The sequence below is a fragment of the Parasedimentitalea denitrificans genome, assembly GCF_011813015.1.
Lineage (GTDB): Bacteria > Pseudomonadota > Alphaproteobacteria > Rhodobacterales > Rhodobacteraceae > Parasedimentitalea > Parasedimentitalea denitrificans.
Genome location: NZ_QHLQ01000013.1, coordinates 1 through 24,292 on the forward strand (window position 1 = coordinate 1; position 24,292 = coordinate 24,292).

15 protein-coding genes are annotated in these 24,292 nt (G+C 52.3%); 8 read left to right on the plus strand and 7 right to left on the minus strand.

Annotation, left to right across the window (positions count from 1 at the left end; translation table 11 throughout):
- Positions 1-224: 224 nt before the first annotated feature.
- Together DL239_RS13415 and DL239_RS13420 are read right to left on the minus strand one after the other, a co-directional pair.
- The gene (locus DL239_RS13415) at positions 225-614 is read right to left on the minus strand and encodes a response regulator (RefSeq protein WP_167684616.1); all 390 of its coding nucleotides are present in this window, start codon (positions 612-614) and stop codon (positions 225-227) included.
- 297 nt (positions 615-911) lie between these two features.
- Positions 912-1,790 carry a LysR family transcriptional regulator gene (locus tag DL239_RS13420; RefSeq protein ID WP_167684617.1) on the minus strand — a complete coding sequence of 293 codons (879 nt, stop codon included), beginning with the start codon at positions 1,788-1,790 and terminating at the stop codon, positions 912-914.
- A 117-nt stretch (positions 1,791-1,907) separates the two neighbouring features.
- Here DL239_RS13420 and DL239_RS13425 point away from each other — a divergent pair, with 117 nt between their 5' ends.
- From DL239_RS13425 to DL239_RS13435, 3 genes are all read left to right on the plus strand, one after another.
- Positions 1,908-2,540, plus strand: coding sequence for a glutathione S-transferase family protein (locus DL239_RS13425; protein ID WP_167684618.1), 633 nt, complete (start codon positions 1,908-1,910; stop codon positions 2,538-2,540).
- Between the two features lie 67 nt (positions 2,541-2,607).
- Positions 2,608-4,677: an FAD-binding oxidoreductase gene (locus DL239_RS13430; protein ID WP_167684619.1), complete on the plus strand. Its 2,070-nt coding sequence runs from the start codon at positions 2,608-2,610 to the stop codon at positions 4,675-4,677.
- Between the two features lie 312 nt (positions 4,678-4,989).
- Complete coding sequence (locus DL239_RS13435) at positions 4,990-5,733, plus strand: substrate-binding periplasmic protein (protein ID WP_167684620.1); 744 nt, start codon at positions 4,990-4,992, stop codon at positions 5,731-5,733.
- Positions 5,734-5,943: 210 nt separating this feature from the next.
- Here DL239_RS13435 and DL239_RS13440 read toward each other — a convergent pair whose 3' ends face one another.
- Both DL239_RS13440 and DL239_RS13445 read right to left on the minus strand, forming a co-directional pair.
- A complete protein-coding gene (locus DL239_RS13440) occupies positions 5,944-8,640 on the minus strand; it encodes an ATP-binding protein (protein ID WP_206188458.1) in 2,697 nt (898 codons plus the stop codon).
- 19 nt (positions 8,641-8,659) lie between these two features.
- A complete protein-coding gene (locus DL239_RS13445; protein WP_167684622.1) occupies positions 8,660-9,403 on the minus strand; it encodes a substrate-binding periplasmic protein in 744 nt (247 codons plus the stop codon).
- A gap of 835 nt (positions 9,404-10,238) precedes the next feature.
- Between DL239_RS13445 and DL239_RS13450 the strand changes: the two genes are divergently transcribed.
- Both DL239_RS13450 and DL239_RS21860 read left to right on the plus strand, forming a co-directional pair.
- Positions 10,239-10,643 carry a hypothetical protein gene (locus DL239_RS13450; RefSeq protein ID WP_167684623.1) on the plus strand — a complete coding sequence of 135 codons (405 nt, stop codon included), beginning with the start codon at positions 10,239-10,241 and terminating at the stop codon, positions 10,641-10,643.
- Between the two features lie 26 nt (positions 10,644-10,669).
- Positions 10,670-14,551 carry a M10 family metallopeptidase gene (locus tag DL239_RS21860; protein ID WP_167684624.1) on the plus strand — a complete coding sequence of 1,294 codons (3,882 nt, stop codon included), beginning with the start codon at positions 10,670-10,672 and terminating at the stop codon, positions 14,549-14,551.
- Positions 14,552-14,934: 383 nt separating this feature from the next.
- On the opposite strand, the gene DL239_RS13460 is transcribed toward DL239_RS21860, so the two are convergent.
- The 3 genes from DL239_RS13460 to DL239_RS13470 all read right to left on the minus strand — a co-directional run bounded on the left by DL239_RS13460 (position 14,935) and on the right by DL239_RS13470 (position 18,287).
- Positions 14,935-17,148: a methyl-accepting chemotaxis protein gene (locus tag DL239_RS13460; protein WP_167684625.1), complete on the minus strand. Its 2,214-nt coding sequence runs from the start codon at positions 17,146-17,148 to the stop codon at positions 14,935-14,937.
- A 559-nt stretch (positions 17,149-17,707) separates the two neighbouring features.
- Positions 17,708-17,866 (minus strand): hypothetical protein, encoded by a 159-nt coding sequence (locus DL239_RS13465; RefSeq protein ID WP_167684626.1) that lies wholly within the window; start codon positions 17,864-17,866, stop codon positions 17,708-17,710.
- Between the two features lie 28 nt (positions 17,867-17,894).
- On the minus strand, positions 17,895-18,287 hold the full coding sequence (locus DL239_RS13470; protein ID WP_167684627.1) for a hypothetical protein: 393 nt from the start codon (positions 18,285-18,287) through the stop codon (positions 17,895-17,897).
- 100 nt (positions 18,288-18,387) lie between these two features.
- Here DL239_RS13470 and DL239_RS13475 point away from each other — a divergent pair, with 100 nt between their 5' ends.
- From DL239_RS13475 to DL239_RS13485, 3 genes are all read left to right on the plus strand, one after another.
- Positions 18,388-20,565: a glycosyltransferase family protein gene (locus tag DL239_RS13475; protein ID WP_167684628.1), complete on the plus strand. Its 2,178-nt coding sequence runs from the start codon at positions 18,388-18,390 to the stop codon at positions 20,563-20,565.
- 77 nt (positions 20,566-20,642) lie between these two features.
- Positions 20,643-22,682 (plus strand): caspase family protein, encoded by a 2,040-nt coding sequence (locus DL239_RS13480; protein WP_167684629.1) that lies wholly within the window; start codon positions 20,643-20,645, stop codon positions 22,680-22,682.
- Between the two features lie 173 nt (positions 22,683-22,855).
- Positions 22,856-24,085: a cation:proton antiporter gene (locus tag DL239_RS13485; RefSeq protein WP_167684630.1), complete on the plus strand. Its 1,230-nt coding sequence runs from the start codon at positions 22,856-22,858 to the stop codon at positions 24,083-24,085.
- Positions 24,086-24,292 lie beyond the last annotated feature (207 nt).

Sequence of the window (24,292 nt, forward strand, 5' to 3'; positions counted from 1 at the left end):
CCGTCGGCACTCAGCACTGGGCTGGAAAAATCCTGTCACCTTCGAACGGAGAGCGGCTTAAACGAGCAATGGGAGCGACACAAAAACGTGACAGGTCAAGTTGCGAAAACTACGTCATCGCAGTCACTCGCAAATAAGGAAGGAGGGGCCAAAAACAGGATACAAATCTACTGTCTGCAATCCAGAGGACTTTGGGTGATTGATTCACAAGGTCAATACTTTTGTCAAAGAGCAGCGAGAACTGCCGCTTCGTCCCGCAAGAGCATCGTTAGAGAATCCTTGGAAATCGGTTTGTAAATGTTTCGCCCCACCATTAGGTTCCGTGCCTTGGCAATCATCTTGGCTGCGATCAATGACGGTTCCCCTCCTCCTGTCATAAAGCGCACACGCAAAGGGCGGTCCTGATCCACGATGCCCTCAATCGCCTCAATTCCGTCCATCTCTGGCATATTGATGTCAACAAGAAGTAGTGCTGGCCCAGTGGATTTGGGGAGGCGCTCCAGAAGGTCTATGCCATTAAAGCAGATCTCCGAGCTCCAACCCTCTCGTTGCGCGACCGCAGCCAAATATTCAGCAAAGTCAGTATTATCGTCTGCGATATAAACTTGGTACATTATCCCTCGACTACAGTTCCCGAATGACATGATGTTCGCATATCGACCATATACAAACTCTCATAGATCGCCAATACTAAAGCTCTGACCACCATGTTCTCCTGTGCGCAAGGAGCCATGGATCTATATCCTTCGAGCCTCATTACTTCTTAAAGCTATAATGAAAGACAACAGTATCCAGTTGGCACCCGCCTTCAAATCGGTGAGACAACGTTGCCCAATTGTGAGCATCTCGAGGTGAAGGAGTTCGTGGGGAGGATCAGGGACCGGTGAGGGTCCCTAAGCAAAATAACAAGTTTAAGTCTGATCCGCCAAATGTTCTATCAGAGCGCGGATACGGGCCGTCAAATGTCTGCTCGGGGGATAGACTGCATAAAGCCCGATAACCCTGGCCTCTTCTTCCTCAAAAAGCAGCTTAAGCTGCCCAGTCTTCAAAAATGGCTGTGCGGTGTAATGAGGGATACGCCCAATCCCAAGCCCGTCCGCAGCCATATTTGCAACGGCCAACGGTGAATTGGCGCGAAAGTTTCCAGACACCGGAACCGCCACAACACCATTCGGGGTTTTGAAATCCCAACTGTCACCAAAGCCAGAAATCGTCCGAAGAAGGCAATTGTGCGTGGTCAATGCGGCTGGATTCTGCGGCTCGCCATGCTCTCTCAAGTAGTCGGGGGAAGCGCAGCAGACAATTCTCATGTCCATCAGTTTGCGAGCGACAAGGCTGGAATCCTTCAGAATCCCAAAACGAACGGCAAGGTCAAAACCTTCTTCAATGATAGATACATGATGATCAGAGAGGTGCAGTTCGATGGAGACCTTTGGGTGGGTCGCCTGAAACGGTTTCAACATCCGGACCAGATGTGAAGACCCGAACCCCGTAGGTGCCGTGATTCGGATGCGCCCCGCCAACTCTGACTGCCTATCGTGAACCAGTCCTTCGAGCTCATCAAACTGCTCCAACAAGGGCAAACACCGGTCATAATAAGACCTACCTGTCTCGGTTAGTGCTACGCTACGGGTGGTGCGGTTGAACAATTGAGCACCAAGTCGCTCCTCAAGCTGCCCCACATATTTGCTGGCCAGCTTAGTGCTGACCCCAACCCTTTTGGCGCCTTCGGTAAAAGACTGATGTGCTGCGACAGCAGCAAACGTGCGCATGCCCTGGATCGTATCCATTAAGTCCATTCCGTTCACAATATTTGAACAAATGGGTATATTATCGCCGAACATGACTCAAGCTATTCCTATGACATCGCCCGGGACTGACCCTGGCACCCTCAAAGGAAAACACACATGTCAAACGCCATCCGCATTCACGGCTTCCCACTTTCCGGCCACTCACACCGTGTTGAGCTGTTCGCCAGCCTTGCAGGTATCAACCATGAGGTCCTGACCGTTGACCTTGCAAACGGGGCCCATAAGAAGGACGATTTCCTTGCTAAGAACCCGTTTGGTCAGGTGCCCGTAATCGAGGACGGCGAGACCGTGATTAGCGACAGCAATGCGATTTTGGTTTATCTGGCACGGAAGTATGCGCCGTCGTACATCCCAACTGATCCAGCTGAAGAGGCCTCTGTGCAAAAATTTCTAACGCTGGCGGCTGGTGAATTGGCCTTTGGCCCCGCCGCAGCCCGTTTGATCAACGTCTTTAAGGCGCCTCTGGATGTGGACTTTACCCACGCAACGGCAGCCAAGGTTTTGGGAAAAATCGAGGCACATTTGGAAGGCCGCGATTATCTTGTCGGTGACACCCCCACAATCGCTGATGTTGCGATGTATAGCTACACAGCGCACGCCCCCGAAGGAGACGTTTCGCTGGAGCCTTATCCGAATGTGCGCCGCCTGCTGACCAACATCGAGGCGCTTGATGGCTTTGTTCCAATGCAGGTAACACCCGTTGGTTTGCGCGCAGACACTGCCGCCTGAGCCATTCGCCCAGCCGTTTCGTCACGGCTGGGCAAACCATTTCTTTCTTTTTTCAATGAGGTTCGCCATGGCCGATCAAGCTCCACTCCAGCAATCGCCCTTTCACTCAGGCGAACAAGACGCCCAAGCCCGTGTCGGCAAGCGCGACGCGATGGAGGCCTTTGGCAAAATCGCAATCCGCCCTTTCATGCCGGACCAACACCGTGCGTTTTTTGAGAAAATTCCCTTTGTCGTTCTCGGGAGTGTCGATGAAGGCGGTTGGCCTTGGGCCTCTATCGTGACAGGGGGAAGTGACTTTATTACCTCCCCAAGCGATACTCGGCTTGACCTTGCTGCCAAGCCAGTGGCCGAGGATCCGCTGCTGGGGTCCATAAAAAACGGTGCACCAATTGGCATGTTGGGTATTGAGATCCCCACGCGCCGCCGCAACCGAATGAACGCCAATGTGATCGCCGCAAGCGAGACTGGGTTTTCTCTGGGTGTGGCGCAATCTTTTGGAAATTGCCCACAATACATTCAAACACGTGACATTGAATTCATTCGCGCCCCCGCTACTAAGATCGACCGCCCCGCCGCTGATCGGTTTACAACGCTTGATAGTGAGGCCACTGCCTTTATCGAACGTTCTGATACGTTTTTTGTGTCCAGCTTCGTCAACCCGGACAACGGCCTGGTCGCCGAAGGCGTTGATGTCTCTCACCGAGGCGGTCGGGCTGGCTTTGTCAAGGTAGAGGGCGACACGCTGACCATCCCGGACTATTCCGGCAACAACTTCTTCAATACGATTGGCAACTTCTTGGTGAATCCCAAAGCCGGTCTCATTTTCCCGGATTTCGAAACTGGGGATGTACTGATGTTGACCGGCACGGTCGAGATGCTGTGGGAAGATCACCCTGAAGCCACCGCTTTCAAAGGGGCCGAGCGTGGCTGGCGCTTTACCCTCGACCATGGATTACGCATTCATGATGCGCTGCCATTTCGAGCAGAGTTTGGCGAATGGTCTCCTAATTCCTTGATGGCCGACGATTGGGTCACATCTATAGCGCGTCAAGAAGTCGAAGAGCAGCGCAACGCTTGGCGGACATTTCGTGTGACCAAAATCGTAGACGAAAGCAGCGTTATCCGCTCATTCTACTTTAAACCCACCGATGATAGCCCCTTGTTTTCGTTCGAAGCTGGGCAATTCCTGACCATTAGGGTCACTCCAGAGGGGAATGGGCCGCAGGTCCGAACCTACACGCTTTCTTCCGCTCCCAGCGATCCTACCTACCGAATTTCCGTAAAGCGCGAGCCGGGTGGTATCGTCTCAAACCAACTTCACGATAGCCTCAATGTCGGCGACACGATTGAGACCAAAGCCCCCAAAGGTTCGTTTTTCATAGACGCGCTCGAAAAACGTCCCGCCGTGCTAATTGCTGGCGGTGTTGGGATAACCCCAATGATGGCAATGACACGCCATGTGCTCAACGAAACTGTCCGTAAGCGATACACGCGGCCACTTACTGTTTTCCACGCCGCACATGCCACGGATCAAAGGGCTTTCACCGAAGCCTTCCGCGCGGCGCAAACTGATACAGGCGGAAAAATTCGCTATGTTTCGGTGATTGGAAATCCTGCAAACCACGAAACCTTGGGCACGGATTTCGATGCAACCGGCCATATCAATGTTGATATCTTGCGCCAGCATTTGGCGCTGGATGACTATGATTTCTACCTCTGTGGCCCGCCTCCTTTTATGCAGGGAGTATACGATAGCCTGCGCGGGCTTGGTGTCCGCGATGCGCGCATTCATGCAGAAGCGTTTGGTCCTGCCTCTCTGACCCGGACATCAGATGAAGGAGCCACGCCTGTTGTTCCCGAACCAGAGGCTGAACTCGCAGTTGTCAAATTTGAAGCATCAGGCTTTGAGCAGAGTTGGGAGAAAGGTGATGGTACCTTACTTGAAACAGCAGAGGCACACGGGCTGACACCTGATTTTTCCTGCCGTGCGGGGTCCTGCGGGAGTTGCGCAGTCAAAAAGCTGTCAGGTGAGGTTGCCTATCGCACCCCACCAACCGCGGATATCGCGGAGGGCGAGGTTCTGATCTGTTGTTCTGTTCCAGCGGAGGGCAGCACCAGCCTTGTTCTTGACCTGTGATACAATCGCAAAAAGGATCGCCTTGCACGGCCTGTAGATAAGTACGGACCTTCAGGGCACTTCCTGTGCAATGTATTGGCTTGCAATTTTGAACTGGGTGTATCGCCGTCAGAAACAGCCGTATGACAATTTTCGGTCATCTCAGCTGATAGCCCCCGTACAACAAACTAGTGGCGCAGCCCTAAAGAAAACCTCCAAAAAAATTGGCCTAACTACCCCATCGCACTACCCTCAGACATTGATCGGGGACGAATCTGATAGTATGATGGAATGAAGTCGCCCGATCACGATTCCTGCAAGCGGAGGAATAGAATGCGCCTTAAACTCTCGCTGACAACACTACTGGCTGCATTGGTGCTACCCCTAGACGCTGCTTTAGCCGAGCCGGTTAGATTTGTCACCATAGATTACAAGCCTTATGCGCTTCACGATGACCCCAAAGGGCGCCACGGCCTTTTGGTTGACATAAATACCGCCATCGCCGAGCGGGCCGAGCTTGCCATTACCGACAGCGTTCTTCCAATTACGCGTGTAGTCAAAAACTTAGCACACAACGTATCAGACTGCGGAGTTTTCCTACTGACCACCGTGACCGAGCAGGAATACATTCCTGTTGCCAAAATCCTGGATCGGTTTGAAACAATCATTGTCACCCGCCCTGGGTTGGGAATCTCCAAGATCGAAGATCTACGCGATCAACGGCTTGCGCTCCCAAGAGGCAGCTTTGAAGGATCATCGGTTTTGGACGATCCGAAAATTGAGCTTTTTTATACCAATAACACAGAACAAGGCGTACATCTTCTCCAGGCTGGTCGTGTGGACGCAGTCGCTGGGACTTCACTTAGTTTACTGTTTCAGTTTTCCGTCGAGAACATGGGGCAAAATGAAATTGGCGAGATTTTCACTTATGAACGTCAAGAGATGTGGTTGCAATGCGCCAAAAACCAGCTGCCCGATGAGACTATAGCGAAACTCAGGAAGGCGACGGATTCCCTGCGAATGGAGGGCGCCTTTGACACTCTCATCAAGCGTTACATCCCCGACATATTTAGCTAGCTTTTGACTGGGCGACCAGCAGTTGCATGTCGCTCCTAGCGGAGACGTCGCTGGGTCGTGGTCTCCATTCAGGCACCTGATCAGAATAGTAGCACTTTGCCTAATCATACCCTGAAACAACTGTACCACCGTGGCAGTCTCTTTAGGCTGTGAGGGCTGGGTTTGGCACACAGATTACATGATCGTCGCGACCGGTGGCTAGGTTCTAAATCAAACCTCAGGCCGAAGCGCGGTCTCGATCACTGACAGAAGCTCTCTGCGCAATACTGGCTTTGTTATATGAAATGTCTGAGGTTCAGCCAGCTCAGATGGCTGGTACTGCACGCTGTCGATCTCGGTGTAACCGGACATGATAATCACCGGAATTTCAGGATAAGTACTGGCGACATGGCCTGCTAGATCAGAGCCTTGGGTTTCTCCTGGCATTACCATGTCAGTGATCAGCACATCAAAATCCGCATTCACCTCAAGTTGAGCCTTTGCGAGATCACCTGTGTTTGCAGTCGCCACAGAATAGCCAGTGCGCCGCAACATCATTGTAATGATTTCCAGAACTTCTTCATTGTCTTCGACAACCAGAATTCGAGCGCCTGCAGTTATGTCGACCAGCGTCGAAGCTGGAACATTCTTGGGCGCAGAGGCAGTACTGCGACATGCCTTGAAATAAAGCGTGAACTCGGTTCCCTGATTTAGCTCAGACGTGACCTGAACCAACCCTCCGGACTGCCGCATAAACCCCTGGATCATCGACAGACCAAGCCCCGACCCTTCACCGGCTGGCTTAGTTGTGAAAAAGGGTTCGAATACCTTCGACAGAATTTCCTTGGGAATCCCCTGCCCGCTATCGCCAACTTTTACAACAACATATTGACCTGGTTCGAGTTCATCAGCCAGGCTACCAACGGCTGTTCTTTCGATGTCTACATTCTCAGTCACGATGGATAACTGCCCACCATCGGCCATGGCGTCTCGGGCATTTACGATCAGATTCAACACCGCGCTTTCCGCTGCACTCCGATCAATTTCAACCTCCCACAAATCAGGCGACAGCGACGTTACAAAATTAATATGATCCGGGAGCACACGGTGAATCCAGCTTTTCGTATCCTGGACCAGCGTATTCATATTTGTATTTTCCGGCGCTAGCCGGGACTGTCGCGCAAATGCAAGCATGCTTTTGGTTAAGTCTGAGCCGCGTTTAGTAGCTCCGATACTGGCATCAATTAACTTTAGTTGCTCTGGATCGCTGATCTCATCACGAAGCAGCTCCTGATTGCCCGATATAACCGCCAGCAGGTTGTTGAAATCATGGGCAACACCTCCTGTCAGTTGTCCAATCGCTTCCAAGCGCTGTGACTGCCTGAGCTTCTCTTCAGTAACCTTCTTCTCTGTTACATCGGTTTGGACCGAAACGACCAAGCAGCCATGTACAGGATGGTCAAATTTAGTAGCAGAAACTTCACACCAAAATACTGAGCCATCTTTTCTGATGTTTTGAACCTCTCCCGACCAACTTCCATGCGCCTTAATCTCACCGTAAATATGCGCAGTAACCTCTTCCGGAGTTTTCTCTGTTGGAGCATTCACTACTCCAACAAATTTGCCAATGAGTTCGCCCTTTTCATAACCAAACATAGTGTCATGCACTGTATTTGTGTAAATTATGGCTCCATCCGAAAGACGGGATGCCTGAACACCTTCACCAATTCCATCAATGATCTCACCACGAAATGTCAGCTCAGTTTCGGTATTCTTGAACTCAGTTATGTCAAGAATGCTAACTGGGATGCAGCGGAAACCTTCTTCAGTTTCGGGAATAGGGAGTGAGATCACACCAACAACTTCATTCCCGGTAAGAGTGTGAAAAGTTGTTTCAGCCCTATAAGCGGTACGTTTATCCCAGATCGCACATAGCTGTTCCTTAAACATTCCGATTGTAAGTGGGCCAAGTGTTTTACGGGCTCTCTTTAGAAGTTGCCCCTCGGATGAAGCTTCAAAGAGTTTTAGGGAGGCATTGTTTACGCTGAGAATCTTGATCGTGGCAAAAACATTCAGGGCGACATCTTCATTGTCGTCAAGGTAACGACGAAGATCTGTAACACCGCTTTCCCTAAGCTTGCTGAGCACTCTAAAAACTTCTGAATAGTCAGTGTTTGAGAGCGAAACCTCACTGTTTTCGAACAGCCGGCGAAATCTCACCTCTTCTTCTTCTAGCCGTTCGACGGCTTCCGCTCGGCTTCTTGAAAGCTGGTTGTACTCTGCTGCGATCGCACCCAGTTCATCATCATGGTGAGAAGAGGGCACCGGCAACTCTTGCGCTCCATCATGGATTAATCGGGCCAGTGTCCGAAGCGGCTTGGTCAACATTCTGTGGAAAAGAAAGGTAAGAATGACTGCCAGGAAAACGTTCCGTATAATGCCAAAACTCAGAATCAGCCCAGAACGGCGAAAAAATGCTTTGGCAATTACATTCGTGTCTACCTTGATGTTTAGGTTTCCAGCCTGAAACCCAGTATTTTTATCAGTCAACAGCGCTGAATATGACTTTACTTCGCCAAACAGGCCATCCGCCAACCAGGTAAGTGACCTCTCTTCCGGTGGACGGCTCCTAGAAAACATGACATCGCCATAGCTATCTATAATCTCAGCCTCAATGATTGCCTGTTTCTGAAACAGCCCGTTGACCACTGTCTGTGAAAGTTCTGTGTCCAGACCAAAAGCAGCCTGAAATGCAGTCTCCTCAAATGCCCTGAGAGACTGCTCGAAAGTCTCGTCGATTTGTTCAATCTCACTCCGCATATCAGCGGTTATCTGAATGAAACTAAACCCAATTCCCAAGACAAAACCGGTAATAACAGCCGCACGTGCTTGTTTGAACGACAGGCTTTTTGTTAATTTCTTTGGCAAAGACGTTTTCATATCCAATTTAACTGAAGTCTGCGGGTATGTAGCGTTGGACAAGCCTGTCAAATACCCCTTCCGATCTCAGCGCATCCGTTGCTTGTCGCAGTTTCATCACAACATCATCCGCCAGTAGTCCTTTGGCGCAATGCAGCCACAAAGACGCGTGTATGATGGTCAGAATGCTACCAATATCCTCTCGCTTCATCTCTTCAACAGAAAAATAGTAAAATATACTAAGTTCAGATCCTGCAATCGCGTCCACTCGCCCCGCTTTTAACAGACGTACACTTTGCTCGTAGTCGTTTGTCACAACTCGCTCAATGTTGGGATCCGAGGAAATAGATGAATCTGAAAAGCTACCACGCGGTATCGCCAAGCGTTTGCCATTCAAATCCTCGACCCCTACGATTGACAGACCGGCGCGCGTGAAAATGGCAGCGTCGAACCGGTCAAGAACTTTGGCCACCGGTTGGAATTTTTCTTCGCTCCAAGGCGTGCGTGCAAATACTATACAATCTGTAACATCGCGCTCTAAGTTTTTCATCGCCCGCGCCATAGGCAACACTTCGTCCGAGATAGAGATACCCGCCCGCTCGGCAATGGCAACGTTAACATCGGCAAGAAATCCCTGGCGCCCGTGGACATCATCGTGGAGCACATACGGTACATAGTCGACGGTTGCAAATTTGATTGGTTCAGCAAAAACAGAACCCAATGGGAGCAACAATGCAGCTATTAGCGTTGTCAGAGAGAAATTCAGGCGCATTCTCGTCCTCCATCTTCAGGGGTCATGATCGGGCGACCTAGCTCCATGATACGGGCAGTCTTGCCATCTATCAAGCGAACGTAATCCCATTTCAAACTAGTCAGGTATGGGGCCATAACTAGAGCAGAAACGCCAGTAATCACGTCACAATATCAAATTAGACGGGTGACGACGAACCGATTTCAGTTTTGCTTGGCCTTCTGAAAGATGGGAATGCGGATGCCCCCCATAAGAGCCAGGCCAGCCTTTCTGACATGATGGTTTTTGGGACTACAACCACCTCATCCGCAAGGAAAATCACATGCCCAGCCTCCCCATAATAGTAGTGGGGGCACCCCCTGTATTCGTCGGCACCAAACATGTTGAATGCGATCAGCCGACGATCAACCAAAGACGACATAGACCCATGGCTCACCCTTCATCCGGCTTACCATTTGTTCATATATCTTTATCAGAATTTTAACGAACTGCTGCGTTTATCCACCTCAGTTAGTGACCTCTTGCAACTTGAATGAAACCAGAAGGCCCTAGTGGACGGATGTCCGGATCCACGTGCCGTAACCCTCAGTAAGATCGAAAAATACCCGCCTTAATTGTGGCGATAACCTACAGATGAAATCGATTTTCACCTTATTTATATACGTTGTCAGTCCTCATCTCCCAACCCAGGCAGAACACAAAAACCAAGGTGCCAGGCGCTTACTGAAGCCCCTCAGACACATTTCAGCCCAATTTGAGACCCCTTGCCGCCCGAATTCCTATCTAAAAAATTAACAGCGGCCAGAACGGCGCGAGAAGCAATCGAAACTCTCAAACCGTTAAGTGAATCCATTCCATGGCTCCTATCAAAATCATAGCCAAAGCATCGTCAGTCGCCGCGCTTCTATCAGTCGGCGTTCCGGCTGTGGGCGAAAGTGCGCCGCAGATCCTCCTACACTGTAACGGCGGGAAACAGGCCATGATCTGCGAAGCATTAGCCCAAGCCCTGAACGCCGAATGGCCGGACCACAGCATATCGATATCCGCCGATCCAAAAGCGCAGGCCGATCTGACAATTCGTTACGTAGAAAAACACCGTGCGAATGACTGGCTGTCGGGACACTTAAACTGGCGAGACGCCGACGGCCTCAGCGGTGATGGCCCAGTCATTGAATACTCGGTTATGGACCGCGCTCTGACAGATAGCGACCTAACCCCCTATGCAGTTCAATTGGTTCGTTCGACCAATCTCCCACTTTAATACTGAAGACCGAAAAGGAACCCATCATGTGTGATCTATGCGGAAGTCCTGAACACTCTGGCCCTACTTACGGTGTTTCAGGCACCACCAACGTCGATACAACTTCGGCTTCAAAACCTACCTATACCGTTGATCAGGTCGCAACCTATCTGACCCAAGGATATTGGGAGGACACAGGACGATCACAGCGCTCCTTTGATGTCGAACCAGGCGGGCAGATTACCGTTAACTTGAACGGGCTGAATGCAGGAGGTCAAGCAACAGCACAACAGGCGCTGGATAGCTGGACCGCAATCACTGGAATTGAGTTCGTACAAAGCAGCTCAGCTCAGATTACCTTTGACGACAATCAATCTGGTGCCTACGCCACCTCTAGCATCAGCGGCAGCACTGTCATCAGCTCACACATCAACGTTGACAGTTCATGGTCTGGCTACGGCGACTATTACCTGCAGACCTTTATCCACGAAATTGGCCATGCGCTGGGGTTGGGGCACACCGGCAACTACAACGGCAGTGCCAGCTATGGGACGGACGCAAACTTTGCCAATGATAGCTGGCAGATGTCGGTCATGTCCTATTTCAGCCAGACTGAAAACACGACAACCGATGCCTCCTATTCGTTCCTAGCCACGGCGCAACTAGCTGACATTGCGGCAGTCTATCAACTGTACGGAACCCCGACGAACGTAGAAACAGGCGATACGGTTTATGGCGATGGCGAGAGCACCGGCCGTGTGGGCATGGACCTGTCCAGCCAATGGTCCGTTGCCATTGTCGACAGTGGCGGGATTGACCTGATTAACCTCGGCTCGCGCAGCTACAACCAGATGCTGGACCTGGGGATCGAAACCTACTCCAACTTGAACGGCAAAATCGGCAACTTCTCCATTGCCCGCGGAACCGTGATTGAAAATGCAATCACCGGATCTGGTAATGACACTATCACTGGCAACGATGCAGACAACCGACTGGAAAGCGGTAGCGGCGCCGATCAGATCAACGCAGGCAATGGCAACGACATCTTGGTTGGCGGCGATGGTGCTGACCAATTGACAGGCGGAACCGGTGCCGACCGTTTCGTCTATAACGGCCTGACAGAGGCAGGTGACACAATCACAGATTTTGACTTGGCAGCTGGTGATCGTGTGGATCTAGGGCAGCTGTTGCAAAACATCGGGTATTCCGGAACCACACCTGTCGCCGATGGAGTCGTATCTTTGCAGGCAGGGACTGGTGGATCTTGGCTGGTCGTAACCTTCGGCGGCACGACAACACAATTGGCCTTTATGGCCGGGGTTGCGGCCGATGCTAGCGTGGCAGACATCATTGACAGCGGCGTAACACCTCCGCCGCCCCCACCACCGGCACCGGGATCTGTCGATACAATATACAGCTTCGACAACGATTTCACGCGGTACTGGACATCATCCCTAGGGCTCGTCAACGACACCGATGGTGGCAACGACACCCTAGATCTTAGCGCTGTGACCTTTAACACGAAGGTGACACTAGAGGCCGGCGGCCAAGGCAAAATCGGCTCCAAAGTGCTGTCTATTGCAGGTGGAACCGAAATCGAAAACCTGATTTTGGGCCGTGGGCGCGATTTCGCTACAGGAAATAGCTTGGATAACCGTATCGAGGGCAATGGGGGCGCCGACAGCCTTTATGGCCTAGAAGGTGCCGACACGCTGGACGGCGGTGAAGGCAATGACAAACTCTATGGTGGCGAAGGTGACGACAGCCTTGATGGAGGCATTGGTAACGACGTCTTGGATGGTGGCACCGGCAACAACGTACTGCACGGTGGTGAAGGACGAAACCGGATCTCCGCTGGGGATGGTCATGACACCGTTACAGCAGGCTCAAGCGACGATAGAATCGACGTTGGCGAAGGCGACAACAACGTCGATGCAGGTGATGGACGAAACCAGATCACGGCTGGCAGCGGCAATAACGTAATCGCCGCAGGCACCGGAGATGACCGGATCACAACTGGCGACGGCAATGATAGCATCGACGCTGGCACCGGCCGTAACCAGATCATAAGTGGCGAAGGCAACGATACCATCACAACAGGCGCCAAGGATGACCGGATCACCTCTGGCAACGGCGATAACACCATAGATGCTGGCGACGGGCGTAATCAGATCAAAAGCGGCAATGGTAATAACACAATCCTCAGTGGCTCTGGGGATGACAGGATCACCACTGGTAGCGGCAATGATAACATCAATGCCGGAACTGGCCGCAACTACATCAAAAGCGGCGAAGGCAATGACACGATCGTCACAGGTGCCAAGGACGATAGGATCACGACTGGCAACGGTGATAAAGACATCAACGTTGGCGACGGTCGCAATCAGATCAAAACCGGCACCGGCAATGACACCATCACGGCAGGCTCCGGCGATGACAGAATTGACGCTGGCGAAGGTGTAAATACGATCAACGCCGGTGACGGTAAAAACCAAATTAAGGTTGGCAGCAGCAACGATGTGATCACCTCGGGGTCTGGCGATGACAGGATCGACACAGGAGGCGGAGATGACAGCGTCACCGCTGGTGAAGGCCGAAACCAGATCAAGACCGGAATCGGAAACGACACAGTCTCGTCTGGCTCGGGTTCAGATAGGATCGACACCGGCGACGGCAATGACATCATCAGCGCCGGTGGCGGTAACGACCGGATCAAAAGTGGCAGCGGCAACGACACGATTACCTCTGGCGCGGGCAACCACAATATCGACACCGGAGACGGGGATGACAACATTACCGTTGGCGATGGGCGCAACCAAATTAAGACCGGTGAAGGACACGACATCGTCTCGACTGGTGACGGTGCCGACAGGATCGACACTGGCAATGGCAATGACAACATCAACGCTGGTGACGGCACCAATCAGATCAAGAGTGGCAGCGGCAACGACACGATTACAACCGGGCTCGGGAATGACAGAATAGACGCCGGTGAAGGTGATGACCTCATTAACGCTGGAGATGGTCGGAACGACATCCGAAGTGGCAACGGAAACGATACGATAACCGCTGGCTCTGGCGATGATAAAATCTACGTGGGTGAAGGAGACACCTCTATCAACGCTGGTGACGGCAACAACCAAATCCGCAGTGGCACTGGCAACAACACAATCACCACTGGTTCGGGAAATGACAGAATCGACACCAAAGACGGCAACGACAACATCAATGCGGGAGATGGCCAAAACCAGGTCAAATCGGGATCTGGAGATGACGTGATCTCCACTGGCTCTGGTGCTGACAAAATCGACGGCGGCGACGGAAACGACAGTATCGATGGTGGAGACGGAAACGACTGGATCAAAGGCGGAGACGGAGACGACCAGATCCAATCCGGGACCGGCAACAGCAAGCTCTATGGCGGCAACGGAAATGACGACATCAGTGCAGGCGATGGAAACGACCTAGTCTACGGTGGCAATGATGATGATGTGGTTGATGGTGGTGCTGGCGCGGATAAGATTAAGGGAGACGCCGGCAACGATACCATCGAAGGCGGAAGTGGCGTCGACCAAATCGATGGTGGCTCGGGTAACGACTGGCTAACTGGCGGTATAGGTGCAGATATCCTCAAAGGCGGCACCGGAGCTGATGTATTTGTCTTCAACGCTCTCGAAGAGGTTGGCGACAAGATCACCGACTTCTCGCTAAGCCAGGGCGACCTGCTTGAGATCTCAGGCTTCCTCGATGAAATGGGCAGTGATTTGGCGACCGCGATCGCATCTGACCAATTGGTCCTAAACGGCACCACCTCCGGCTCATGGTTAGAGTATGATGTCGACGGTGTAGGCGGTGACGACCCTGTCCAGATTGCTTATCTACAACGGGTCAGTTCAACTGAAGAGATCACAAGTGATTGGTTCGCATAAACGTTGAGGCGGAAAGGTCCTTTAGACCACTCCCAATCCCAAAGCTAACTCTGAGCAGCTCCACACGGGCTGCTCAGTTTTTTGTCTCATCGCAATAGAACTCTGGTTCAAAATGAACCAATACAGCCAACACGCAGAGGCGATTAAGTAGAGCCAACAGCCCGAGCTTCCATAATCTCGGCGCAAACTCTCACCAATTTGCAACCCGCCACAGTCTCTTCGTTAGATATCTAAGGTCCCTGACCCACACAGGCTAATACCAAGGAAAACACCCTGCCCCTTTTCAGGGACAGGGTGTCGACTTCCACAAGGGTCATTCAACTAAATGAGTTACCCCTACCCGAAGCCCAACAAATGCCGAGCCTCAGGCTTCTCTCACCCCACTATGCGCTTCGCATCGTGTCAAACTGAGAACCTTCGTCTGCGTCCCACATCGACGACGTGTCATGCATTGGATTGGCTTGCACCACTGACGCCCCACCTTGCCCGCCACTTACCTTGAAGACAGAAACAATTTGCACTAGGTTGCTTGCCTCATCGCGCAACATCTGACCGGATGCCGCAGTCTGTTCTAACATCGCAGCACTTTTCTGAGAGTCCTGATCCAGGTCGGTGACTGCGGCGTTCACTTCAGACAATCCGTTGGACTGATCCACAGTTGTTGCAGCGATTTCGTTCACCTTGGTCACGGCTTTTTCAACCGCACTCTGGATGTGTACAAGAGCATCCTCGGTTTCACTTACCAATTTGACTCCATCCGCCACATCAACTTCACTCGCACGGATCAGTTCGTTGATCTCTTTGACAGCCCCAGCAGACCGCTGAGCAAGTGACCCAACTTCTGAAGCCACAACCGCAAACCCACGTCCAGCTTCACCAGCCCGAGCAGCTTCAACACCAGCATTCAATGCCAGCAAATTGGTTTGGAAAGCCACATCTTCGATCAAATCGGTGATCTTGGAAATTGCGCCAGACGAAGTTTCGATCCGTTTGATAGCTGCAACAGTTTGACCAGCGACAACACCAGTCGACTTTGCCCACTTTTGAGCCTCGCCAACAAAGGATTCGGCCTCTTCAGCGCTCTTTTCGGTTCCACGTACGGTGTCGTACAGGGTCTGAACAGCACCAGTCGTTTCCTCAAGCGAAGCAGCAGATGTTTCACCCCGGCGAGATGCATCATCAACAGCTGACGTGATTTCAACCGCTGTGTTGTTCAACATTTGACTGCTGGATGACAACTGACCAACCATATTGGTTAGGTTTTCAGTCAGGCGTTCTGTCGCAGTTGAGATTTCGCCAAATACGCCCTTGTGTCCGTCTGGCATTCTTTGGGTCAAGTCATTGCACGCCATAGCATCGAGAATTGAAAGCACATCCCCCAGACCCTTTTCAGCCACTTCGCCGATTTGGTTTACACCACGTCCCAGGTCAATAAATGCACCGCTTTCACCTTCAACTTGGATACGCTTAGAGAAATCACCTTCACCGCAGGCAGTGATTACTTCGGAAATCTCTGCGGTCAGACGTTCCTTTTGTTTTTCATCACGCTGGAAATCTTCGACAGCGGCGGAGATCGCAGCAATTTCGGTGATCCGTGTGCGACGCAACTCCAACGAGAAGTCGCCTTCCATCATGTTCTTCAGAACCTGATTAATACGGTTCAACGGACGGGAAACTCCCAGCGCCACAAAGATTGCAATCGTCACGAACACAAACAATCCACCCAAACCCGCTGTCATCGAATTCTTTTGTGCCTGCGCGCTCCCCAGTGCCGCTTCAGCCAGAATTTCATCGAGACGCTCAAGTGCGTGCGTATGGATTTCCTCAAGAATTGGGGCAGCCTCGGCAAATCGCTGCGACAGTTCCTTACGAAGCTGCTGCTCCGCCATTGTTTCCTCAACAAATTGCGCGAACGAAGTCTGATAGGTCTTCAACAGTTGTTCGATCTCTCCGTGTTGACCTGCTCCCCCAAACAGGTCGTCTGGAAACGCGTGAAACTCTTCAATACGTGTGTTCAACCGGTCAAGGTACTTTGTATTCTGGCGCATGATGAAATCTTTCTCATGCCGCCGCATCATCAACATTTTCACCTGTAGAGTTGGTTGGTTGAGCTCTTTCAATGCCTCTTCCGCACCACGAACAGCCTCGCGCAATTGTCCTTGCAGACCAGACTTTTCGTCCAGCCCCAGACGTCGGTTGCTATCAACCAAGGCAGTAAAGCCATCTCGGTAAGCACTAACCGCAGCTCTAAGGCCAACAACCTGACCTGCAACCTCCTCCAGTCCATCGACTTGGTTCAACAGAGACTCAGTTTCGGTCAACTCTGCAAATAGGCTCTCCATTGTACCTGCGTGCCGTTCAACATATTTCTCATCAAGCCGAAGCAGGAAATCCTTCTCGTTCCGGCGTGCTCTTAGGAACTCAATCTCAAGTTTGTCCAATGAAGAGCTCAAATCGTTGACACGCAACACATCAGCCTGCACCTCGGCGCTAACTGTGTGCGTATACTTGGATATGCCAATCAGTGTGATCATAACCAAACCGGCTAAGACGACAATTGATAGAACTGCGGTGTTTATCGAAGTTTTGAGTTTCATGGGCTCCACAACTTTCTTCGGACAGGGGCCTCCTTCTTACGACAACACAGATTAAGGAATTGTGCATATAGAAAGTCATAGTAAAACTTTTTTTAGACATAATGACGCATGTATGTCGTTGAAGTTTAAAAAGTTAACCTGAGAAGCAAAAAGAGTAAATCTCTATATTTTTATAGGCATCTCCCCTTAAAGCATGGCCTATCTACCATTGAAGCTCAGGTTAATCCGGGATTACTCTCGCGAAAAAGTTGCATTAAGGAAAGTCAAATCTATCAATGGGTGTGATTGTTGATCAATTGCACCAAAGAAAAAGATTCCTACCTCAGAAACCCGACGTCCAGTGCACTGCTTCTGCTAGCCTTTGCAGCCAAGAACAAACCCAGACAGCAATGCCCGAATACTAAACTATTAAAGTCTTGATTCGGCCATGATGAGATACTCTGCAAAAGATGCAGACCATTCGCCATTGACAGGCGAACATCACACCGCCGGACGCTTTCAGACAAGAACACCCTTCACCTCAAGATTGTGGCAAAGATACAAAACCTAGGATCGTGAGTTAATATGGCCCAGAATTACTGGCCCAATTCGTAACCCCATCAGACGGGTCGGCTGCGCTGTCTTCATCATATTTCAGGTTCAGCGGAATGCATGCCGAAAACACTGAAATCATTGTCATTAAAACGCCGGTCTTGATTACATTCAAACGGAATTTCATACACTTACCTCCATTTAACAAGGCAATATTATTCTGGCATACTACCCGATAAACCGCATTGTTGCAAATAATCCGAAAATTCTCGCCCATAGCCCACGGTCCATCGGGGCCCCCACTTCAAATGAAGTGTCCTCCAGCGCTCCTGAAAATATCCGGTCCAATCTCCAACGTTGCGCTGCGATTGGACGATGTGCGGCGGTGGAAAATGCTCAAAAATGCATTTTCTGTCCTGAAGCGCTGCAACATTTGGATCGGTTACAACAAAAACAGGCAAATGGCTGGATCGCCCTGCGTGTCTTTCGATAGCCTTTTCCTGAGCCTCAGCATCGGCAGACAGTAATGTCACGAGCACGACTGGCTTGCCAAATGACGGCCCCAATTGGGCATACCGAGAGGCCACCCCGTTGCCGACTCCGATCATAGCTACGAATTTTGTTCTTAGTTTTTTGCCAATCATATGATCTACGTAACTTTACGCCCCGTAACAGAATGATGCTGATGCAATTGGGGAATGCTACCACGTGGACGGTCATTTCGATATAGTCTATTTTGCAGACCCTCGGTTTACCGGCGGCACCTCACAGGCTGTGGCAGCCGAAATCTCCTCTTTAGCACGCGAAGGCATCAGCGCAGGTTTCTGCCCGGTGCTGGCCCCCCTTTTCAAGTTACCCCGCGGCCCCCACCCTGCCATTCAGGCTCACTTAGACAACGGGCATCTGGTTCTGCTGGATCCTCGCACTGCCTCCACGGCGGGCATAGTCTTGATCCATCACCCGCAACTGTTTGAGGAACTGCCGAAAGAGCCATTCAGACTACAAGCCTCACACGTGGTGCTTGTTTTACACCATCCACCGTTCAACGGATCGGGGCAGCCAGAGTATGATCTGAACCGTGTACTCGCCAACATTCATGAGATGTTCGGAGCAGACGTCACCCTGGCCCCGGTTGGCCCGGCTGTTCGAAACCAGCTAACCGCCCCTTTACCAGAATACGCCCATGTCTGGACGCAAGACTGGAGCAATCTTTTAGATTTCGACACCTGGCAGCCTCGGCCAGAACGCCCGATGAATGGCCAAATCGTAATCGGTCGCCACTCGCGCCCACAAATGAACAAATGGCCAAGCCTGCGTGAAGAAGCCATACAGATCTATCCTGACTGCCCCGATTTCTCCGTACAGATGCTAGGAGTACCTAAGGAGCTGTCGCAGGTGTTTGCTCCGGTCCCGGCCAATTGGCAGCTTCATGAATTTTCTGAACACGCCGTCAAAGATTTTCTGAATGATCTGGATTTCTACGTCTACTTCCACGGTCCCGATTGGGTAGAGGCATTCGGGTATTGCGTGCTCGAGGCGATTGCAACCGGTGTACCAGCCATCTTGCCCAAACACTTTCAGCCACTGTTCGGATCCGCCGCAATCTACGCTGAACCAGCCGACGTGGAAACAGTGATCAGAGAGCTCGCAGCCGACGAACATGCCTATACCGAACACGCGCAAAACGCACGTATCGAAGTCAAACGCCGGTTCGCACTCGACCAATTCTCTGAACGTCTGTCAGCCGTGAAATCCGACTGGCAGACTACACGAAAAGTGGCTCCGAAAGTTGCAAAGAGACGTATCGTTTTCATGACTTCTAACGGTGTGGGTCTGGGCCATCTCACCCGCGCCATGGCAATCGCCTCGCGTCTGCCAACCGATACCGAGGTCGCAGTCTTCACGCTCAGTCAGGCGTTCAAGCTTGCCGAAGATGCCGGCTATTTAACGCAGTTCATCCCGTTCCACCGCCTAACCGGTGCTTCCGTGGACAATTGGAACAAAGTGCTGACCAAAGAGCTGTCAGACTTTCTCAGTTTTTTCCGCCCGGACAGTTTGGTGTTTGACGGGAATGTCCCCTACAGCGGACTGATAGCGGCGCTGGACCAGTGGCCGGGCGTCAAACGCGTATGGGTCAGACGGGGGTTATGGCCGACCGCCCAGAGCGATATGATTTCGCGCGAGAACCATTTCGATCTGGCCATAGAGCCAGAGGACTTTTCCGCGCGTTTTGACAATGGGGCAACCACCCTTTCAAAAACCAGCTGCCGTGTCCCCCCAATCTTGGCCACCTCTCCGCAGGATCGGCTAACACGTGAACAGGCCCGACAAGAGTTGGGCCTTGATGAAAACGCCACGATCATAGCCATGATGCTTGGCGCTGGAACAAACTTCGACTTTCAACGCATTCGCAAGCGACTGCTAGACGAACTGGCCAACCGTACCGGAATAGACCTTCTAGAGATTGTGCCACCCCTTGCAGCCAAGCCAGACACCGATGCCTTGCACCAACAGATCAGTCTTTACCCGGCATTCCGTTATTCAAACGCATTCGACGCCATGATTGCGAGCGCCGGGTACAACTCCTTCCACGAGGCCATACTGGGCAGAATTCCCACCCTGTTTGTCGCCAACGAGGCCCCGGAAATGGATCTGCAAATCATCCGCGCACGCCACGCAAAACAAATTGGGTGCGCCGAAATGTTACGCGCATCAGACCGGATAGGTGTTCCCCAAGTCATTGACCGCCTTCTTGACCCAGCCTGCCGGGCTGACATGCGCCGCCGAATGGAGCGTTTTCAGTTCGACGACGGCGCATCAGCGGCGGCACGCCTGATCTACGAACACAGCTTTTCAACCCGCGCAGTTCAGGGATTTTCGAAATGACACCCCCTGCCCCAACTTCACAGCCGCCCATCGCGCGGTCGACTTTCATTTGACCTTACGACATAACGGAGGAGCATATGACCAACTTGTTCAAACTATGCCTGACAGTGATCTGGGGGATAGTATTGCCCTCGCTCACCATTGCTCAGGATCAGCCACGGTTCGCCCTTATTATTGGCAACGAGCAATACGAAATCGGCGCCCTCCGCAACCCTGTTAACGACGCGCGATCAATGACAGCCTCGTTGATGCAATCCGGGTTCACAACAAAGCTTCTGGAAAACGTCACCGCCGAAGAGTTCCAAACAGGGATCACAAATTTCCTAGACAGCCTCCCAGAAGGCGCCATCGGTCTGTTCTACTATGCCGGTCACGCGATCCAACGTGATGGCCGCAACTATCTGCTTCCCGTCGACGTCAAAGCCGAGTCCGCCGATGCGATCATCAGCAAGAGCATCGACGCCGCCCAAGTGGTTGAGCGTTTTCACAAAAGTGGCGTGGATTTCAGCATCGTCATCCTGGATGCCTGTCGCAACAATCCATTTCTAGCCAATGATGACGAACACGGGCGCGGTCTGGCCTCAATGGAAAGCGACGCCGGTGAAACACTGATTGGCTTTGCCACCCAAGCAGGCGAAGTCGCCTATGACGGAACCGGCCCCAACAGCCCTTATACCGGCGCGCTCATCAACGAGATTAACAAACCCGGCAAGGATATCCTGGATGTCTTCCGCTCAGTACGACGGTCAGTACGGGTCTGGACCAACGGACAACAACGGCCCTTTATTTCCGCATCTATCGAGCGCAAATTCGCGTTCAAAGAGCCGACGACAACTGCGGCACCCAATGTCGACATAGGTGATCTAACCCTTCAATCGGTACGCCCTGTGGTCGAACGTATCTGGTGGAATGTCATCCAAGAAAGCCCCGTTCCCGGCGACTTCCGAAATTTCGTGAACCACTTCCCGGAGAGCGTAAATGTCGTCAAAGCCCGCAATCTGGTGCTCCAGCTAGAGCAATCTGACCAGTCCGTCCGCGGCATCGTCTTCGCAAATTTCTCGGTCCCAGAAGAGCGCCGGTCAGTTCATGGCCTATCAGCAGTGGTGACTGCCTGCGACATCGTTGCGGGTGACCCCGACGATCCGCGCCGCATTACTGACGGTGTGCCATGGGGCCTGGTCAACGTACGCCAAGGTCTACAGGAATGCTCCGCAGCCTTGGCCATGGATCCGACAAATCCCAGACTGCTGCACCTGATGGGCCGCCTGCTGGATATTCAGGGCAGGTATGATGAGGGAGAGCAGTTCTATCGCTTGGCCTCATCGCTGAACTACAATGCCTCGCTGGTGAACCTCGGCTTTATGTTTGTGTCCGCCAAGGGACGTGATCGTGACTATGAACAGGCGCTGACATTATACCGACAGGCGGCAGATCTGGGGAACCTGCGGGCCCGCACCAACATAGGCGAAATGTTTGAACGGGGATGGTTTGTTGAACGCAACTTGGACGAGGCAATTCTGTGGTACGATCTTGCGGCCCAGAACGGCTGGCCCAATGCCCTAGATACATTGGGTAACATGTACCGCCGCGGCACGGATAAAAACGGCAATGGCCCAGCGCAAGATCTGATTGAGGCTGCTCGTCTTTATACCATCGCCGCAGAACTCGGCAGCACCAACGCCATGAACAACCTTGGGCGACTGTACCTAAGTGATGCATTGGTCGAAGAGAACAAGGACCTCGGCCTAGACTGGCTCGCCCGCGCCTCTGAACGCGGCAATCGCTTTGCTCCCTTCCACCTTGGCCGCATCTACCGCAACGGCAAACTGGTAGAGCGTGACCACACCCTCGCAATTGAGTTGTTTGAGCGGTCAGCCGACCTGGGCTTTGCCCCGGCCAGAATTGCGATAGGCCGCATGCATGTCGACGGCAACGGTGTGCCCAAAAGCAAGGAAAATGCCGCCTTCTATTTTACTCTGGCTGCCCTGACAGCGGATGGAAAACGCCCGCGACAAAAGGAGGAAGCCGAAGAACGGCTAGAGGCTTTGGGCCTTGATGACGACGCGCTGTCTAGGGCCCGCGCCCTTGCCCTGGAATGGCTACGATTGAACGGATAAGCCCCAGCATGCCGTTGAACTGAACCTATCCAGCCATTTGTCCCCGTAGGCGCTGACGCCTGACAGTGCTATAGGGCATTCAAAAGGCGGCAGAATGCGGCGCTAAACGCTCACTTCTGATTGCCGCATTCCAAAAATCTGGCCATTACCGCCAGCCCAACAAGAGACACACGATGGACCTCCTACAGATTGCTTCAACACTGATCGTCCTCGCTGCACTCTTTGGGGTCCTCAACTATCACTACCTGAAGCTCCCACAGGCCATTGGCATTCTGGTTGTCGCCCTCCTCGCCTCTCTTGGTATCCTTGCTTTCGACATGTTCTTTCCGGCGCTGGAAATCGGCAACGAGGTCCGCAAAATCGTCGGCGAGTTTGAATTCTCTGATGCCCTGCTAGAGGGTATGTTGGGCCTGCTGCTCTTTGCTGGTGCCCTTCATGTGTCTATCAGCGAGTTGCGCAGTCAGGCAGGCGTTGTCCTACTTATGGCCACGCTTGGGGTTGCCCTCTCGACCGCTATCGTCGGGTTTGGTTTTTCATGGATCACCGGCATGCCCTTACTGGTAGCACTGGTATTTGGCGCCCTGATCTCCCCCACCGATCCTGTTGCAGTTCTTGGCGTCCTGCGAGAGGCCAACTTGCGGAAGTCTCTGGAAACCAAAATCGCCGGCGAAAGCCTGTTTAACGACGGCGTTGCCTATGTTCTCTACCTTGTTCTGGTCGCCATGGCCTTCCCTTCGATCACAGACCACGCGTCAGGCGTCTCGGATGGGGCCATCCTCTTTGTCCAAGAGGCCCTGGGCGGAGCCGCCATGGGCGCAGCCCTAGGCTGGGGCACCTTCCAGATTATGAAACGCATTGACGATTACGCGCTGGAGGTGCTGATCACCCTTGCGCTGGCCTTTGGCGGATACATCCTGTCGATCTACCTGCATATCTCAGCCCCAATCATGGCCGTGGTTGCAGGCCTGTTCATTGGCCACGTGGGCATGCGCGACGGAATGAGCGAGGAAACACGCGGATATGTCGACGCCTTCTGGAAGCTGATCGACGAGATCCTAAACGCCATCCTGTTTGTGATGATCGGGTTCGAGATTTTCGTGATAACCGATGATTACCTGTTGCAGGGCACCTATGCCATCGCACTGGCCCTGTTCGGTCGTCTGGCAGCCGTCGCAATTCCAAACATCATGCTAAACGGTCCGGGTGTCGTCAAAGGCGACATCATTCCCCTGATGACCTGGGGCGGCCTCAAGGGTGGTATCTCAATCGCACTCGCCCTTGCCCTGCCTGACAGTGAATGGAAACCGATGATCCTTAGCGTCACTTACATGGTGGTGATCTTCTCAATCCTCATTCAAGGTCTCTCGATCGCCCCAATGGCTCGTATAATGGCGCGCGACTAAACACCATTCGCCAAGCCAAAAGCACCGCCAGATTTACCGCGCCCCCTACAGGGCTGGGACCACGTCGCCGCTGTATCCCAGCCTGTTTCTTTGCCTCGACCAGCCCCTTAATTGATCCATTTACAGAATTGCAGCCAGTTAATAGGCTCAAGCTTATTGGGGGAAAAGCGATATGAGCATGTTTTCACGTCTCTGTATTTTAGCACT